12 protein-coding genes are annotated in these 14,889 nt (G+C 63.9%); 5 read left to right on the forward strand and 7 right to left on the reverse strand.

Going from position 1 to position 14,889, the window contains the following annotated elements:
* Positions 1 to 529: 529 nt before the first annotated feature.
* A complete protein-coding gene (locus O987_RS15280; protein WP_043373268.1) occupies positions 530 to 1,708 on the forward strand; it encodes a COX15/CtaA family protein in 1,179 nt (392 codons plus the stop codon).
* Between the two features lie 24 nt (positions 1,709 to 1,732).
* Positions 1,733 to 2,638 (forward strand): heme o synthase, encoded by a 906-nt coding sequence (gene cyoE / locus O987_RS15285; RefSeq protein WP_003054312.1) that lies wholly within the window; start codon positions 1,733 to 1,735, stop codon positions 2,636 to 2,638.
* Positions 2,639 to 2,928: 290 nt separating this feature from the next.
* Here cyoE and O987_RS15290 read toward each other — a convergent pair whose 3' ends face one another.
* The 4 genes from O987_RS15290 to O987_RS15305 form a co-directional block, all read right to left on the reverse strand.
* Positions 2,929 to 3,906, reverse strand: a complete 978-nt coding sequence (locus O987_RS15290) for a c-type cytochrome (protein ID WP_019043669.1) — start codon at positions 3,904 to 3,906, stop codon at positions 2,929 to 2,931.
* A gap of 17 nt (positions 3,907 to 3,923) precedes the next feature.
* The gene (locus O987_RS15295) at positions 3,924 to 4,643 is read right to left on the reverse strand and encodes a c-type cytochrome (RefSeq protein ID WP_003054309.1); all 720 of its coding nucleotides are present in this window, start codon (positions 4,641 to 4,643) and stop codon (positions 3,924 to 3,926) included.
* A 185-nt stretch (positions 4,644 to 4,828) separates the two neighbouring features.
* Entirely contained in the window at positions 4,829 to 6,613 is a 1,785-nt protein-coding gene (locus O987_RS15300; protein ID WP_080731535.1) for an ATP-binding protein, read from the reverse strand.
* Entirely contained in the window at positions 6,613 to 7,287 is a 675-nt protein-coding gene (locus O987_RS15305; RefSeq protein WP_003054305.1) for a response regulator, read from the reverse strand. The genes O987_RS15300 and O987_RS15305 overlap by 1 nt, the downstream gene beginning before the upstream one ends.
* Positions 7,288 to 7,471: 184 nt before the next feature.
* On the opposite strand from O987_RS15305, the gene O987_RS15310 reads away from it, so the two are divergent.
* The 3 genes from O987_RS15310 (at position 7,472) to O987_RS15320 (ending at position 10,219) form a co-directional block, all read left to right on the forward strand.
* Positions 7,472 to 8,890, forward strand: a complete 1,419-nt coding sequence (locus O987_RS15310; RefSeq protein WP_043373272.1) for a prolipoprotein diacylglyceryl transferase family protein — start codon at positions 7,472 to 7,474, stop codon at positions 8,888 to 8,890.
* A gap of 74 nt (positions 8,891 to 8,964) precedes the next feature.
* Positions 8,965 to 9,792: a thiol:disulfide interchange protein DsbG gene (dsbG, locus tag O987_RS15315; RefSeq protein ID WP_043376527.1), complete on the forward strand. Its 828-nt coding sequence runs from the start codon at positions 8,965 to 8,967 to the stop codon at positions 9,790 to 9,792.
* Positions 9,793 to 9,868: 76 nt separating this feature from the next.
* Complete coding sequence (locus O987_RS15320) at positions 9,869 to 10,219, forward strand: hypothetical protein (RefSeq protein WP_019043665.1); 351 nt, start codon at positions 9,869 to 9,871, stop codon at positions 10,217 to 10,219.
* 23 nt (positions 10,220 to 10,242) lie between these two features.
* Here O987_RS15320 and O987_RS15325 read toward each other — a convergent pair whose 3' ends face one another.
* From O987_RS15325 to O987_RS15335, 3 genes are all read right to left on the reverse strand, one after another.
* Entirely contained in the window at positions 10,243 to 11,289 is a 1,047-nt protein-coding gene (locus tag O987_RS15325) for a patatin-like phospholipase family protein (protein WP_043373275.1), read from the reverse strand.
* Positions 11,290 to 11,319: 30 nt separating this feature from the next.
* Positions 11,320 to 13,446, reverse strand: a complete 2,127-nt coding sequence (gene ligA / locus O987_RS15330; RefSeq protein ID WP_003054292.1) for an NAD-dependent DNA ligase LigA — start codon at positions 13,444 to 13,446, stop codon at positions 11,320 to 11,322.
* Positions 13,447 to 13,510: 64 nt separating this feature from the next.
* Positions 13,511 to 14,857, reverse strand: a complete 1,347-nt coding sequence (locus tag O987_RS15335; RefSeq protein WP_029158680.1) for a cell division protein FtsZ — start codon at positions 14,855 to 14,857, stop codon at positions 13,511 to 13,513.
* Between the last annotated feature and the right edge of the window lie 32 nt (positions 14,858 to 14,889).

Consider the following 14,889-nt stretch of genomic DNA (forward strand, 5'->3'; position numbering starts at 1 on the left):
CCCTGCAGCTTTGCGGCCTCAATGACTGCAGATACCAGCCATGCTTGCTGGACCGGCCGGCCTTGCATGCCTTGGACCCTCTCGGGTTCCCTACAGCAGGCTCAGCCTCAGGCCTTCGTCCAAGGTCAGAGCATCGGGGCAATTCCTGCCTCACGGACTCAACGAAAGCAGATCTGGAAGGCAAGTCTTTCTTCCACTTTGTTAGGGGCACTCAGGTCACGGCTGCCTAGCCTCAAATCACATGGGTAAAATTGTGCGGGATCAAAGAGCCTGCATTCAACTGCTGCTCCAAGCGTCGAGCAGAGTCCTGGCCCTGGAGCGCACAAGGCTCGCTACGTACAGTCAGGTTTTCTCTCGTTCTGCGCTTGACCAAGATCTTCAAGAATTTCTGTAAATACAGGCCAAGCACTGGCCGCCCCTGCCGAACCATGCCGCTTTGCTTTTGCGATTTTGCCCTGACCGCCGACCGCCCTGCCCTGCCTGAAGTGCAGGCGGCCAGGCGCTGGAAGATGGCCCCCGGAGCAATGGCATGACAGAGCAGCAGCTATACGACCTGGCTCCTGCACTGGAGCTGATGGCTTTTGGTCTGGTCCTGGCTCTTGGGCCTTTATGCTGGGTCTGGTGGCGCAATCGCGGCACCGGCTCCGGCAGACGCCTCCAGGCACTATGTGTGCTGACGCTGTTTCTGACCTTCGACCTGGTTCTGTTCGGCGCCTTCACCCGTCTGACGGACTCAGGCCTGGGTTGCCCGGACTGGCCTGGCTGCTATGGCACGGCCAGCCCCATCGCAGCACATGCCCAGATCTCCGAAGCGCAGGCTGCCATGCCGACCGGCCCGGTCACCCATGGCAAGGCCTGGGTGGAAATGATTCACCGCTATCTGGCGACCACGGTCGGCGTGCTCATCATTGCGATGACGGTCATGAGCTGGAAGCAGGCAGGCACCGCCAGGCGGGCAGGCCGACACATATCATTCAGTGGCGCTGCCAACCCCTGGTGGCCGACTCTGGCACTGGTATGGGTCTGCATCCAGGGTGCGTTTGGGGCACTGACGGTCACCATGAAGCTGTTTCCGGCCATCGTCACGCTGCACTTGCTGGGCGGTACCGGCTTGCTGGCATTGCTGGCCATTCCTGCTTCGGGCCTGAGCCTGCAGCAGACCGGTCTGTCTCCGGCCCTGATCGCCAGAGGCTTGCGCATTGCGCTGTGGCTTTGCCTGGCGCTGCTCGTCGTCCAGGTCAGCCTGGGCGGCTGGGTCAGCACCAATTACGCCGTCCTGGCTTGCACGACCTTCCCTGGCTGTCAGGGCAGTTGGTGGCCGACCATGAATTTTGCCGAAGCGCTGCAGATCTGGCGCCCCCTGGGCATGCTCAAGGACGGCGGCCATATCAGCTTCGAAGCACTGACCGCCATTCACTACACCCACCGTCTGGCGGCCTATGTGGTGGTTCTGGCACTGGCGAGTCTGTGGTGGGCATTGCGCCATGCTCCGGCACTGGCCAAGCAGCGACGGCTGTTGGGGTTTTTTGCAGTGCTGCAAGTTTTGACGGGTCTGTCCAACGTGGTGTTGGACTGGCCTCTGGTTGCGGCCGTGCTTCACACCGGTGGAGCCGCGGCCCTGGTAACGATTGTGGTCTGGAGTCTGGCCGTGACGCGCTCAAATGCCGTCGCCGCCCCCGACCCTGAAATGGCGCGCCGCCCAGCCTGAGGCATAGCGTAAAAGAGTGATTGCATGAGTCAAAGTGAAGCCTTGTTGAACAACACCTCGCGAATCAGCCAGTTCTACGCGCTGACCAAGCCGCGCGTGGTGCAGCTCATCGTGTTCTGCGCCCTGATCGGCATGGTGCTGGCCGTTCCCGGATGGCCCACGGCCAACCAGTGGATCCATATGGGTGTTGCCTGCGTCGGCATCTGGCTGGTGGCAGCTGCCGCTGCGGCCTTCAATTGCCTGGTGGAGCGCCATATCGATGCCAAGATGAAGCGCACCTCCTGGCGCCCCACGGCGCGCGGCGAGCTCTCCAGTCAGCAGGCACTGGCCTTCTCGGCCATTCTCTGCATGATCGGTGCCACAATTTTGCTGCTCTGGACCAATGCGCTGACCATGTGGCTGACGCTGGCCACCTTTGTCGGCTATGCGGTGATCTACACCGTGGTGCTCAAGCCCGCCACGCCACAGAACATCGTTATCGGCGGAGCCTCTGGCGCCATGCCCCCAGTGCTGGGCTGGGCAGCCATGACGGGCAACGTCGGCCCCGAGGCATTGATTCTGTTCCTCATCATCTTCCTCTGGACCCCTCCCCACTTCTGGGCGCTGGCCCTGTATCGTGTCGAGGACTACCGCCAGTCCGGCCTGCCCATGCTGCCCGTGACCCATGGCAGCGAATACACGCGCCTGCAGATTCTGCTCTACACCGTGGTGCTGTTTGCGGCCGGTCTGCTGCCCTTTATGTACGGCATGAGCAGCTGGCTGTATCTGTTTGCGGCTGTCGTGCTGGGCGCTGGCTTTATCGTCTATGCCGTGGCTCTGTACCGCAATTACTCGGACGAGCTGTCGCGCCGCACCTTCAGGTTTTCGCTGCTTCACCTGAGCCTGCTGTTTCTCGCCCTGCTCGTGGACCACTATCTGTTCATGGCCTGATCTTTGAGGTTTCGCCCATGCCAAAGCCCGGTTCGCCGGGCTTTTTTGACACTCTCAAAAAGAGAGCTATCAGCGCTTTATGGGCATGCGTTTGAGCGCAATTTCATTCAGATTTTGCTTTGCCCTGCCACTGCACAGCTTTGTGACCGAGACCGAACGCAGCGCTGATGATTCGGCGAAGACCTGGAGGGGCGCAGATTCTCGTCACCGGGATCATCAAAAAAGAAGGCCAGTCCCTGCTGCAGGACTGGCCCCGGTCATGCATCCAGCAGACCCGATCAAGTGTCCATTTACAGACCCTTGAGCAGCTTGCCGTTCACTTCCTTGCCGTACATGGAGTACTTGCCATGGTGCTTTTCGGCCGTGGCCTGCAGATTGCCGTTGAAGCGCGGGTCCTGGCCACGCTCCTGGCTGTTGATGAAGGTGGCCACATCCCAGGCCTCCTGATCGCTCAGGGTTGCATTGCCATAAGGCATGTTGTTCTTGATGAAGTTGGCCGCCTTGTCGATATCGTGCATGCCGGCCCCCCAGTTATAGGAGTCCTTGCCCCACAGCGGCGGGAACACGGCCACATCGCCGACGAACTGGCCCTTGCCGTCCGCGGCATGGCATAGCGCGCACTTGGCTTCATACACCTTGGCACCGGCTTCGTAAGTGGGTGTCGTTCCGGGCTGGCCCGCTTTCTGGAAGCCGGCACCGGGCAGCTTCTCTCCGGTGGGCGCCTTCTGGGCCATCCAGTAGGCGTAGGACTCCAGAGCCACCAGAACATCATGACCGTCATCCGGCGCCTTGCCGTTCATGGAGTACATGAAGCAGCCGCGCACACGCTCGGCAAACGTGTCCACATGATCGGTCTTCTTGCGATAGGCCGGGTACATGGGATAGGCCCCCCACATGGGAGCAGCGCCTTTCAGACGACCCGCATCGAGGTGACAGTTGGTACAGCTCAGCGGATTGCCCGAGAAGCCCACGGCATTGGTCGGCGTGCGCGTGAAGATGGCTTCGCCGCGGCGCACCCACTCGCCCATGGGGCCTTCCGGGTAGTCACTCACACCGGGAGGTGTGAATTCGCCAGGCTTGGCAGCCACGACCATGGCCCTGGTGTCTGCCGCAGGCGCTGCCACCTTGACGGGCTCTTCGGCCTTTTGGGGTCGGCTGATGCTCATGCCATACCAGAGCGCTCCGCCCAGACCTGCAAACAGGCAGGCCACCACGGCGTATTCAGCGAAATTGGAGCTTTGAGAAGCTGTTTGTTGTTGGTCCGACATAGTCAACTCCCGAACACTTAAGGCTTGGTGGCCGCTGCAGAGGCAGCGGGGGCATGCAGGCGCTGGTAATACGCAGCCACGGCCTTGATGTCCTCGGCCGTGAGCTTCCTGGCCACTGCCCCCATCAGACCCAGAGGGCCCGCTTCGCGCTGCCCCTTGTTCCAGGCGTCGATCTGGCCTTGCATGTAGTCGGCCGTCAGATGGCCGATGGCCGGAAAATCATTGCCCACGCCCACGCCGCCAGGGCCATGGCACTGCGCACAGGCAGGAATGCCGTCGGCCCAGCGGCCGCGCTCGACCAGCCAGGCGCCACCATCGTCGCTCTTGCCAGGCAAGGCACCGCGCACGCTCTTGATCGGCAATGGCAAGCTCGCGTAATAGGCTGCTACATCGGCGCGCTCCTGCGCGCTCATGGCCTTGGCCATGGGAGCCATGACAACAGATTGACGGGCGCCGGCCGCCAGCTGGTTCAGCTGACGCTCCAGGTAGCCTGCATGCTGGCCCGCCAGGGCAGGAAAGCCGGCCTGGCCCTCACCCTTGGCACCATGGCAGCTGGCACAGGCAGCCGCACCGCCCGCTGAGCCGGACTGGGCAATCCTGGCCCCGGCAGCAGAGTTTCCGTTCAATGCGGCCTTGGCGGCGGCAGGTTCTTGTGCCCAGGCGCTGGTCGCCATCAGCATGGAAATGCCGACAGCTACCCACGACCGGGGCAGAGTCTTTGTGTTCAAGCGATTCATCTTGGGAATGGAGGTTTGGGCGGCGCAGATCTGCCGCGCTTCAGGCCTGTGCCTGACGCCTACGTCTGAGCTGGGCAGTCACGGCCGAAGCAAGCCATGACAGCAAGCACATGGCCCGAAGATACCGAGGGAAGATTAAGAGCCAATTAATGCCGCCAGCAATTGGCTGCCGCTGCAGGACCGGGCTAATCGGGCAATGCCGCACAGGGCTTGATCGGCAGACATAAACGCGCCACCAGCCCCGTCACCGCAGGCTCCGCCTGGCCGTTCTGCTGCCTCCATTGCGCCAGGGGCAGCAATTCCAGCTCACCGCCGCCGCTCTGTGCGATGCGCTGCACGATTGCCAGGCCCAGGCCGCTGCCATGGGCCTGATGCTGCTTGCGCCAGAAGCGCTGGGTCGCCACGGCACAGTCCTCGCTGTTCAGCCCGGGTCCATGATCGATTACCGTGAACTCCAGATAACCGCAGGGATTGGCAGGCGTTGCCTGCAGCTTGTCGGCATCAGGCTGCACCAGGTGCGAAACATGACGCAGACCAAGCAGCACCGAAGATTCGCCAGGCCCTGCGTCTGCCGTCTGCCCATAGTGCAAGGCGTTCTCCATCAGATTGCGCAATGCCGACACCAGCAGGGGCTGAGGCAGGGCCACGCGCAAAGCCTGCAGCCGGGCATCCTCCAAGTCCTGATCTGACGACCAGCGCAAGCGCTGCGATCCCGAGGAAATGGCCGTGGCAGTGAGCTCCCGGGCCTTTTCCAGAGCCTCCCAGCCACAGGCCGGCTCGCCGCGGAAGCCACAGCCTTCCTCAGCTACCGGCTGGCAATCCAGCCTGGCCAGCAGCAGCAATTGCTCCAGCGTGTGCTGCAAATGCTCCACCCCCTGTCCCGCCTGCTCCAGGGCCTGCCGGGTCATCTGCCACTGCGTGGTCTGCGAAACAGGCCTGGAAGCAATGCCCGGGTTTGCGGCAGGCGAATGTTCCGTCAACGCCACCATCTGTGCGCCTGCATGGGCCACCGCCATCTGCGCCACCTGCACATGGGTTTTGACGGCTGTCAGCGGAGTGCGCAGCTCATGGGCGGCATCGTCGCTCCAGCGGCGCTCGCGCTCAATGGCTCGGTGCACGCGCTGCAGCAGGTGATTGATGGTCTGCACCAGCGGCGCCAGTTCCCTGACCTGCCGGCCTTGCGCCACGGGAGAGTCGTCGCCGGGCGGACGCTGGCTCAACTCCTGGCGCAGCGACTCCAGCGGCCGCAGGCCGCGCGTCACGCCCCACCACATCAGCACCATGCTGGCCAGCAGTGCCAGCACAAAGGGCAGGATGATGGTGTAGGCAAAGCCATGGATCAGGCCCTCACGCACATCGATGCGGTCGGCCGTGGCAATGCGTACGCCATGCTCCTCGAGCACATAGGTGCGCCAGGGCTTGCCGCCTTTGGTGATGCTCGAGAAGCCCAGCGGCAGCGGCCCCTGGAAGCTGGGTGCGCCTGCGGTGCGGGCCAGCACCTGGGAATCGCCGGGTTCGGCGCCACGACCAGATTCTGCAGTCCCGCCAGGGGCGGTACTGCCAGTCTTTGCAGCCCTGACACGCGGCACATCCAGCGGAGACGCAGGAATCAGGGCCGGGCGCGCATCCGCCTTGCCCGTGGCTCCGCCAGCCTCGGCATCAGCGGCCGCCTCCATGGCGCCAGGCGCGGGGGCGGTCTGCACCTCGCTGCGAATCATGCTGACCTCGCAGGCCACGCCATCGCGCGCCACCACGTTGAGCATGGGGCCCCAGTCCTCAGGACTGGCGTTATGGGGTTTGAACTGATGGACGATGCCCGCCACCATGCGGGCCGAGGCGATCAGCCGGTCGTCAAGCACCGAGCGCAGCTCATGCCGCATGTCGGCAAACATCCAGGCGGCCACGCCACCCCATAGCGTGCACAGCGCCAGGCACAGCCAGACCAGCAAGCGGACCCGCAGACTGCGCATCAGCGCCCGCCCCCTTGCACACGCCCCAATCTGAAGCCCACGCCACGCACGGTCTCCACCATGTCCGAGCCCAGCTTGCGGCGCAGGTGATGCACATGCACGTTCACGGCATTGCTCTCCACATCGAGGCTGTAGCCATAGAGGCTGTCGCGCAACTGCTCCAGACTCAGCACGCGCCCTGGTGACTGCAGCAGCGCACGCAGCAGCGCCCACTCACGGCGCGACAAATCCACGGCACAGCCCCCACGCATGGCCTGGCCGGCAGCCAGATCCACATTGACATCGCCCAGCACGATCCAGTCCACGGTACGCCCCGCAGCACGGCGCAGCAGCGCATGCAGTCGCGCCGCCAGTTCGTGCAGATCGAAGGGCTTGACCAGATAGTCGTCGGCCCCGGTCTGCAATCCTTCGATACGCTGACCCACTGCATCACGTGCGGTCAACACCAGCACGGGCAGCGCCAGCCCCTGGCTGCGCCAGCGCGCCAGCAGATGCAGACCATCCTCATCAGGCAGACCCAGATCCAGCACACACACGTCAAAGTGGGAGGATTTGAGCGCCGCATCGGCCTGGCTGGCGCAACCCACCACGTCCACACCAAAGCCCTGTAGCTGCAGGCCCGCCTTCACCCCGCTGGCGACCAAAGCGTTATCTTCCACTAACAGCACATGCATTTTTTCATTGCGCAACCGTCACCCGCACCATCGTTTCCAGCAACCGGGCAGGTGTTGAGCGCCTTGTTTATCCGAATCGGGCGAGCATCGCAGATTTGTCTTTTCGCAGCGTTAACCCCTGCTTAATCCCCTGCGCCCAAGATCACGGCCAGCCCCATCCAGGACCGACCACCTCCGCTCGCTCATGTTTCTTCGCTTCATCGCAGTCCAAGCTCTGCTTTCAGCCCTGCTGCTGGCAGGCACGGCTGCGTGGTCACAGCCGCTGAGCCCGCCCGGCCTGAGCGCTGGCAGATCCGCTGCGCAATCCTTGATTCTGGGTGCTGAACAGGCTTTTGCACTGACGCCACCGGAGCAAAACGCCATCAGGACAGAGGCCGACGATCGTCGCCGGCTGGAGCTGCACTGGACTATTGCCCCCGGCCATTACCTCTACCGCGACCAACTGCGCCTGCGCGATGCGCTGGGCCAGGCGCTGCCGCTGCGGATTCCTCAGGGGCAGTCGCGGGACGATGCCTTTTTTGGCAATGTGCAAGTCTTTCATCAGGAGCTGCGCGTTCAGGCCGCGCTGCCAGAGAGACCCGAGCAGTGGCCGCTGGAATTGCAGTGGCAGGGTTGCGCCGAGGCCGGCATCTGCTACCCGGTGCAGCAGCAGAGCATCAGAGCCGCTCAGTTGGACCTGGACAAGACGGCGCAGCCAACCACCCCGGATCCTGTCAATACCGCAGCCGCTTCAGCCAGCCCACTGCAGGCACTGGCACTGCCGGCCAGTGTGCTGATCGGCCCTCTTGCCTTTCCCAGCATGGCACTTGCAACGTTTCTGGCCATGTTTGCAAGCCAGTGGTGGGCGAGGCGCAAGCAGCGCCAAGGCGCTCAGCCCATGGAGGCCCTGCTGCTGCGTGCCACGCTGGCTGGGCTGCTGGCGGCACGTGCGACCTATGTAGCTCAATGGTGGCCCGAGTATTGGTCGTCCTTGAGGGCATCTCCGGCCGGCGCGTTGCAGATCCTGGATATTCGCGATGGCGGCTGGAACCTCTGGGCCGGACTGCTGGCGGCAGCACTCTGGGGCGCTTGGAGCGCACGTCGGCATGCGGTTTTGCGGCGCGGCGTGCTGCAGTCCCTGGGACTGGGGGCTTTCATCCTCGTGACGGCTTATGCGCTGCGCAACTGGGTGGAGCCCACCAGGCCCTTGCTACCAGCGCTGACGCTGGTCAGCGCTGGCGCTCAGCCCACGGACTTGCGCAGCTATCGAGGCCAGGCGCTTGCCATCAACCTCTGGGCCAGCTGGTGCCCGCCCTGCAAACGCGAAATGCCGGTACTGGCCCAGGCACAAAAAGACCATCCGGAAGTGCGTTTCATCTGGATCAACCAGGGCGAGGACGCGGCCACCGTGCTGCGCTATCTGCAATCCATGCCCTTGCCCGTCTCCCAGGTGCTGCTGGACCCGGAGCAGCTCGCCAGCCGGCACTGGCAGCAGCGCGGCTTGCCTTCCACCTATTTCTATGACGCGAGCGGGCAGCTCCGATCCATGCGCATGGGAGAGCTCTCGCGTGCCACCCTGGCCGAACAGCTGCGCACCATTGCCCCTGCTCGACCTGCTCCATGACTCAAGACTGACAAAGGTTTATCGTGCCCCGCCCACTGCCGCTGTCATGCCCGCTTTCTGCACTGATTTTTCCCGTGCTCGCCGCCACTGCCGTTACCGTGGTGGCCGTGGCCCATGCCCGCAATGTGATTGCCGCCAGCAAAGCCGCCGCAAGCAGTGTTGCAGCCGGCGATCTGCCGTCGGCGCAGTTCCTGGCCGAACAGGGCCTGCAGATCGTGGGACCCATGCAAAGCTCCGGCGGCCTCAAGGCCTGGGCTGCCTACCGCGATCAGCAGCCGATTCCCATCTACCGCATGCCTGACGGCAAGCACTGGGTGATCGGCACCGTCATCGATGCCCTGGGCAAGGATGTGAACGCCAAGGCCTTGCACAGCGCGGTACAGCAGCCCATGGGTCAGGAACTCTGGGCCGATCTGGAAAACACCCGCTGGATTGCCGATGGCAGGCCTGATGCCCCTCGCATCGCCTATGTGTTCACCGACCCCAACTGCCCCTACTGCAACCAGCTCTGGCGCGAAGCAAGGCCGCTGGTGCAGGCAGGCCAGTTGCAGCTGCGCCATATTCTGGTCGGCATGCTGCGTCCCAGCAGCGAGGGCAAGGCCGCTGCCATTCTGGGCTCCCGGGTTCCGGAGCAGGCTCTGGCCAGCCACGCCATGGCCTATGCCGATGCCCCTGGCAAAAATCCCGATGCCCTTGGCATTGCGCCGCTGCAGCGCATCCCTGTGTCGGCCCGCGATGCGCTGGCCAATAACGCTGCGCTGATGAGCAGTGCGGGCTTGCGCGCCACGCCCGTGACGATCTGGAAGAACGTCCAGGGCCTGGTGCAGATCCGCACCGGCATGCCGCCGGGGCTGCTTGAAGAACTGCTCGACAACACCCCAGGCAAGCCAAGCCCTCAATAAGAGGTGAATTGCCTCAAAACCCATGCACCGACTATGCAAGCAGCTATCATCACGGTAGCAAATCTATACAAATACCATGAGCCGCCCTGACTGGAAGACCCTGCTGCCCGCCCTGAGCCCTGCCAGCCGCATCGTGCTGCACGCCCCCAGTCCGCAAGCGCTGGCCCGCGCACGCGGTAATTTCAAGAACCTGAAAGCCGCCAACCCCGAGCTGGAGGTCTGGATCGTCGTCAACGCCCAGGCTGTGCAAGCCGTGCTGGACCAGCCGGACGATCTGGGTCCGGCATTGGCGCAGGTGCTGTTATGCCCCAACACGCTCAGAAACAACGGCCTGAGTGCCCCCGAAAACATTCAGGTGCTGCCCATGGGCGCCGTGGAAGCCATCGCCCGCATGCAGCAGGATGGCTGGACCTATATCCGCAGCTGAGCGGGCGGGCGCCGGATTCAGGACTACAGCCCCCAGTCCCTGAGCGCAGGCAGCGCCAGCTGGGTTGCGGCATAGCCTTCGTCGATGGACTCACGCCCCCGGTAGAAATCCATCAGTCCGACATGCGAGAGACGCGGCGCTATCAGCACCTCGGCCGGGTCTCCCGCCATGCGGCTGCGCGTGATGCGCATCTGCATGATGTTGACACTGGCCATGACCACATTGACCAGCGAGGGCACGGGCATGGAGTCGTCACCCTCGTCAAACCCGTCCCCCTTGCGCCCCCTGCGCATGACGGTTGAGGACAGCGTCTTCACGCTGGTCATGCTGCGCTTCCAGGCCCCTGTCCAGCTGAGCGGTGAACCGTTCGCGGCCAGCGCTTCGGGAATCTGGCCCAGCGGCAGCGGGGGCTCCTCGTCTTCCCTATGCAGCGCCGAGACCTTGAGCTCGTGCCCGTGCATCCTGAGCTCGCTCTCGCCCATGTCCGCTGCTCTCATATGCCTGCGCATGATGTCGGCATTCAAATCGACGGCAATGACGATATCCGCCCCCATGGCGCGCGCCAGCGAGACCGGGACAGGATTGACCAGGCCGCCGTCGACCAGCAACCGCCCTTCACGCATCACCGGGGTGAACAATCCGGGCAGGGCGATGGAAGCACGCACGGCCTCGGCAATCGAGCCCTTGCGCAGCCAGACTTCGGCTCCCGTCTGCAGGTCGGTGGCCACGCAGCCGAACGGCGTGCCCAGCTCCTCCACGGTTTCCTGCACGAAATTCTCGCGCCAGAACTCGATGATCTTCTCGCCCTTGAGCAGGCCGCCGCCCAGATTGAAGTCCATGAAGCCGAAGACCTTGCGCTTGCCCAGACCCAGCACCCAGCTCTCGAAGGCATCCATCTCGCCGGCCGCGTAGGTTGCACCGACCAGCGAACCAATGGAAGTGCCGCAGATGATGTCGGGGCTGACGCCTGCCTCGCGCAGCGCGCGCAACACCCCAAAATGCGCCCAGCCTCTCGCAGAGCCGCTGCCCAGGGCCAGGCCCACCACGGGTTTGCGTCGCAATTTGTTCATAAGGCCTTCCCTGCCACTTTCACAGATGGTTCAACCGGGCTGCTCGCCCCGCAGCAATGCCAGCATCCCGGCCTCGTCCAGCACAGGCACGCCCAGCTCCTCGGCCTTGGCCAGCTTGCTGCCAGCCTCAGCCCCTGCCACCACATAGCTGGTTTTTTTGCTGACCGAACCCGAGACCTTGGCTCCCGCCGCCTCCAGCATGTCCTTGGCCACGTCGCGGCCCAGTGTGGGCAAGGTACCGGTCAGTACCACGGTCAGCCCAGCCAGAATCTGGGGCGCTTTCTCGACTGGCTCGCCTTCCTCCCAGTGCACGCCGCAGGCGCGCAGCTGCTCCACCACCTCACGGTTATGGGGCTGGGCAAAAAAGGTGTGAATGCTGTCGGCCACCACCGGCCCCACATCCTTGACCTGTAGCAACTCCTCCACGCTGGCGTCCATGATGGCATCGAGCTTGCCGAAATGCTTGGCCAGATCCCTGGCCGTGGACTCGCCCACATTGCGGATGCCCAGACCAAACAGAAAGCGCTGCAGCGTGGTGCTCTTGGATTTCTCCAGGGCCGCCAGCACGTTCTGGGCCGACTTCTCGGCCATGCGATCCAGCGCCGCCAGCGAACTCAGGCCCAGTCTGTAAAGGTCTGGCAGCACGCGTACCACCTGGCCATCCACGAGCTGATCGACCAGCTTGTCGCCCAGACCTTCGATATCCATGGCACGGCGATGCGCAAAGTGCAAGATGGCCTCCTTGCGCTGCGCGCCGCAGAACAGGCCGCCCGTACAACGGTGATTGGCCTCGCCTTTTTCGCGCACCACCGCGCTGGCGCAAATGGGACAGGTCCTGGGCATGCGGAAGTTCGGCACGTAAACCGGCCGCTCGCCCGGCACCCGCCCCACCACCTCGGGGATCACGTCGCCCGCACGGCGCACTATGACCTGGTCGCCCACGCGCACGCCCTTCTTGCGAATGTCGAACAGATTGGACAAGGTGGCATTGGTCACCACCACACCGCCCACCTGCACCGGAGCCAGGCGCGCCACGGGCGTGAGCTTGCCCGTGCGCCCCACCTGCACGTCGATGGCTTCCATCAGCGTAGGCATCTCCTGTGCGGGATATTTGTGCGCCACAGCCCAACGCGGCTCGCGCGACTTGAAGCCCAGCCGACGCTGCAGGGCCAGGCTGTTGACCTTGTAGACCACGCCGTCGATTTCATAAGGCAGATTGGCGCGCTCGGCTCCGATGCGCTGGTGAAAGGCCACCAGCTCGGAAGCACCCCGTGCCAGGGCGACCTGCGGTGCCACCGGAAACCCCCAGGATCTCAGCGTCTGCAGCATGGCGTAGTGCGTGCCGAAGTCCGGCCCGCCCTGCTCTGGCGGCGTGATCTCGCCCAGGCCGTAGGCGAAGAACGACAGCGGGCGCTGGGCCGCGATACTCGAGTCGAGTTGCCGCACCGAGCCGGCAGCCGCATTGCGCGGGTTGGCAAAGGTCTTGGCACCGGCAGCCTGCTGGCGCGCATTGAGCTTTTCCAGATCGGCCTTGGCCATATGCACCTCGCCGCGCACCTCCACCACGGGCGGCACATTGCGATCTGCGGGCAGGGACAGCGGAATCTGGCGAATGGTACGGATATTGTGGGTGACGTCTTCCCCCACCTCGCCATCGCCGCGCGTGGTGGCCTGCACCAGGCGGCCGTTTTCATAACGCAGATTCATGGCCAGACCGTCGAACTTGGGTTCGGCCACATACTCGATGGCAGCTGCGGATGCATCCAGCCCCAACTCCTTGCGCACGCGCTGGTCGAAGGCCATGGCGCCCGTGGCCTCATTGTCGGTCTCGGTCTGAATGCTGAGCATGGGCACGGCATGACGCACGGGCGTCAGGCCATCCAGCACTGCACCGATCACGCGTTGCGTGGGCGAGTCCGGGGTGACGAGGGCCGGGTAAGCGCCTTCGAGTGCTTCCAGTTGCTGATAGACACGGTCGTATTCGCCATCAGGCACCGTGGGAGCATCGAGCACGTAGTACTCATGTGCCCATTGCCAGAGCTGGGCGCGCAATGCAGCCACCTTGCTCGTCACGCTTCCCGGCACCCCCGCATTGATAGCATCCTGCGCTTTCTGGCCCTGGGACTCAGCGGAAAAAAGGTCTAAATTCTCGGTCATGCTCTGCCCGCTGGAAATTCACGGTCTGGGATAAAAAAGGCCAACATCGTTGGCCCTGTTTGTTTTAGCTGAAAAGCCTTCTGGCGAGAAGCGATCCGGCCGACAGCTCTGCGCTGTCGAGCTTGTCGTAGAGCAGCTCCAGGTCATGCTGAATCGGGTCCAGCGCCGAGACCGGCAGCAGATAGCCATTCTGGTCGCAGAGCACCCCGTCCATGGTCTGGCACAGCTGCTCCGCCACCTGGCGCAGACGCGCAAACGGCTGCTGCCCGCGCGGTACCTGGGCCACGTCCAGGCTGAGCAGGAATTCGCGCACGACGGACTGATCCAGATCGTCGCCCATGGCGGCCTGGGGGTCGTAGTTCAGTACCAGCACGGGCGGCAGGCCCTGGATGGGCGAGGCCAGCACCATGCGCCCCGGCATGGGCGTGATGACAAAGCCCAGGCGCTGCGCATTCTGCTGCACATAACCGGCACTCCAGGATGCCTGACGCGCCCGCAGCATAAAGCTCAGCTGCGCATCGTGCTCGCTGGCGAACTGATCGAGCTCGCGTGCCCGCGAGACCTCGTTGAGCATATTGGGCACATCGGCCATGGCGCCCAGCGCATCGGCAAAGCGCTGGACCTTGGTGACGAACTCCGAGAACTCGATCTCGTTGAGCGCACCGGTACGGTTGGCCAGTTGCACCCCGGCCTGAAAACCTAGATAGCGTTGACCGGTCTGCAGCGGCTCCCACTGTTTGCTCTCCTGGTTTATGCCCTCGATGGCAAACGGCTTGTTGCCGGCACGGCGGGTGCTGGGCTGGGCCTGCAGAGCCACTTCGCCAGGAACGATCTGAGCCACCGTGACAGGCGCGATCGCATCGATCAGCGCATCCAGATGGCCACGGCGCTCCACGGACGAGGCAGGAGGAATCGAAACGGCCAGAGGGGCGTCCGTCAACACGGGCTCCACAGCCTGCTCGGTCACGGCAGCAATGGCGGCATCCGTGCGCTGAGCGGTCGCCTCTTGCATCGCCCCGGCGTGCCCGGCTTCGGCAAGCTCGGCTTTCTGCTGTGCGGCAGCCAGAGCTTCCTGGCGCTGTGCTTCTTCATGGGCTTCGCGCGCCACAAGTCGGGCCAGCTCGGCATCGGCTTCGGCAAAGCGCCCCGCGGACTCCGGCATCTGCAGAGGCTCGGTTCCGGGAATGGCGTTGCCGAAATCGCCCAGCACGGGCTCGTGCTGGTACTTGGTCAGATCCGCGCCATGACCGACAGTGTTCATGCCGGGTTCGAGACGCTGAGGATCTGTGCTTTCTTCCTCGGGCTCGGCCCGCCTGGGAGCATTGCGACGCGCAGTCCAGGCGTTGTAGGCAACGATCAGCGCCAACAGCACCACACCCAGGACGGCCAGACTGATTTGCAAGTTACTCATGTGAGAAAACGGTTCTTCAATAGGAGGATGAC

The sequence above is a fragment of the Comamonas testosteroni TK102 genome (assembly GCF_000739375.1).
GTDB lineage: Bacteria > Pseudomonadota > Gammaproteobacteria > Burkholderiales > Burkholderiaceae_C > Comamonas > Comamonas brasiliensis.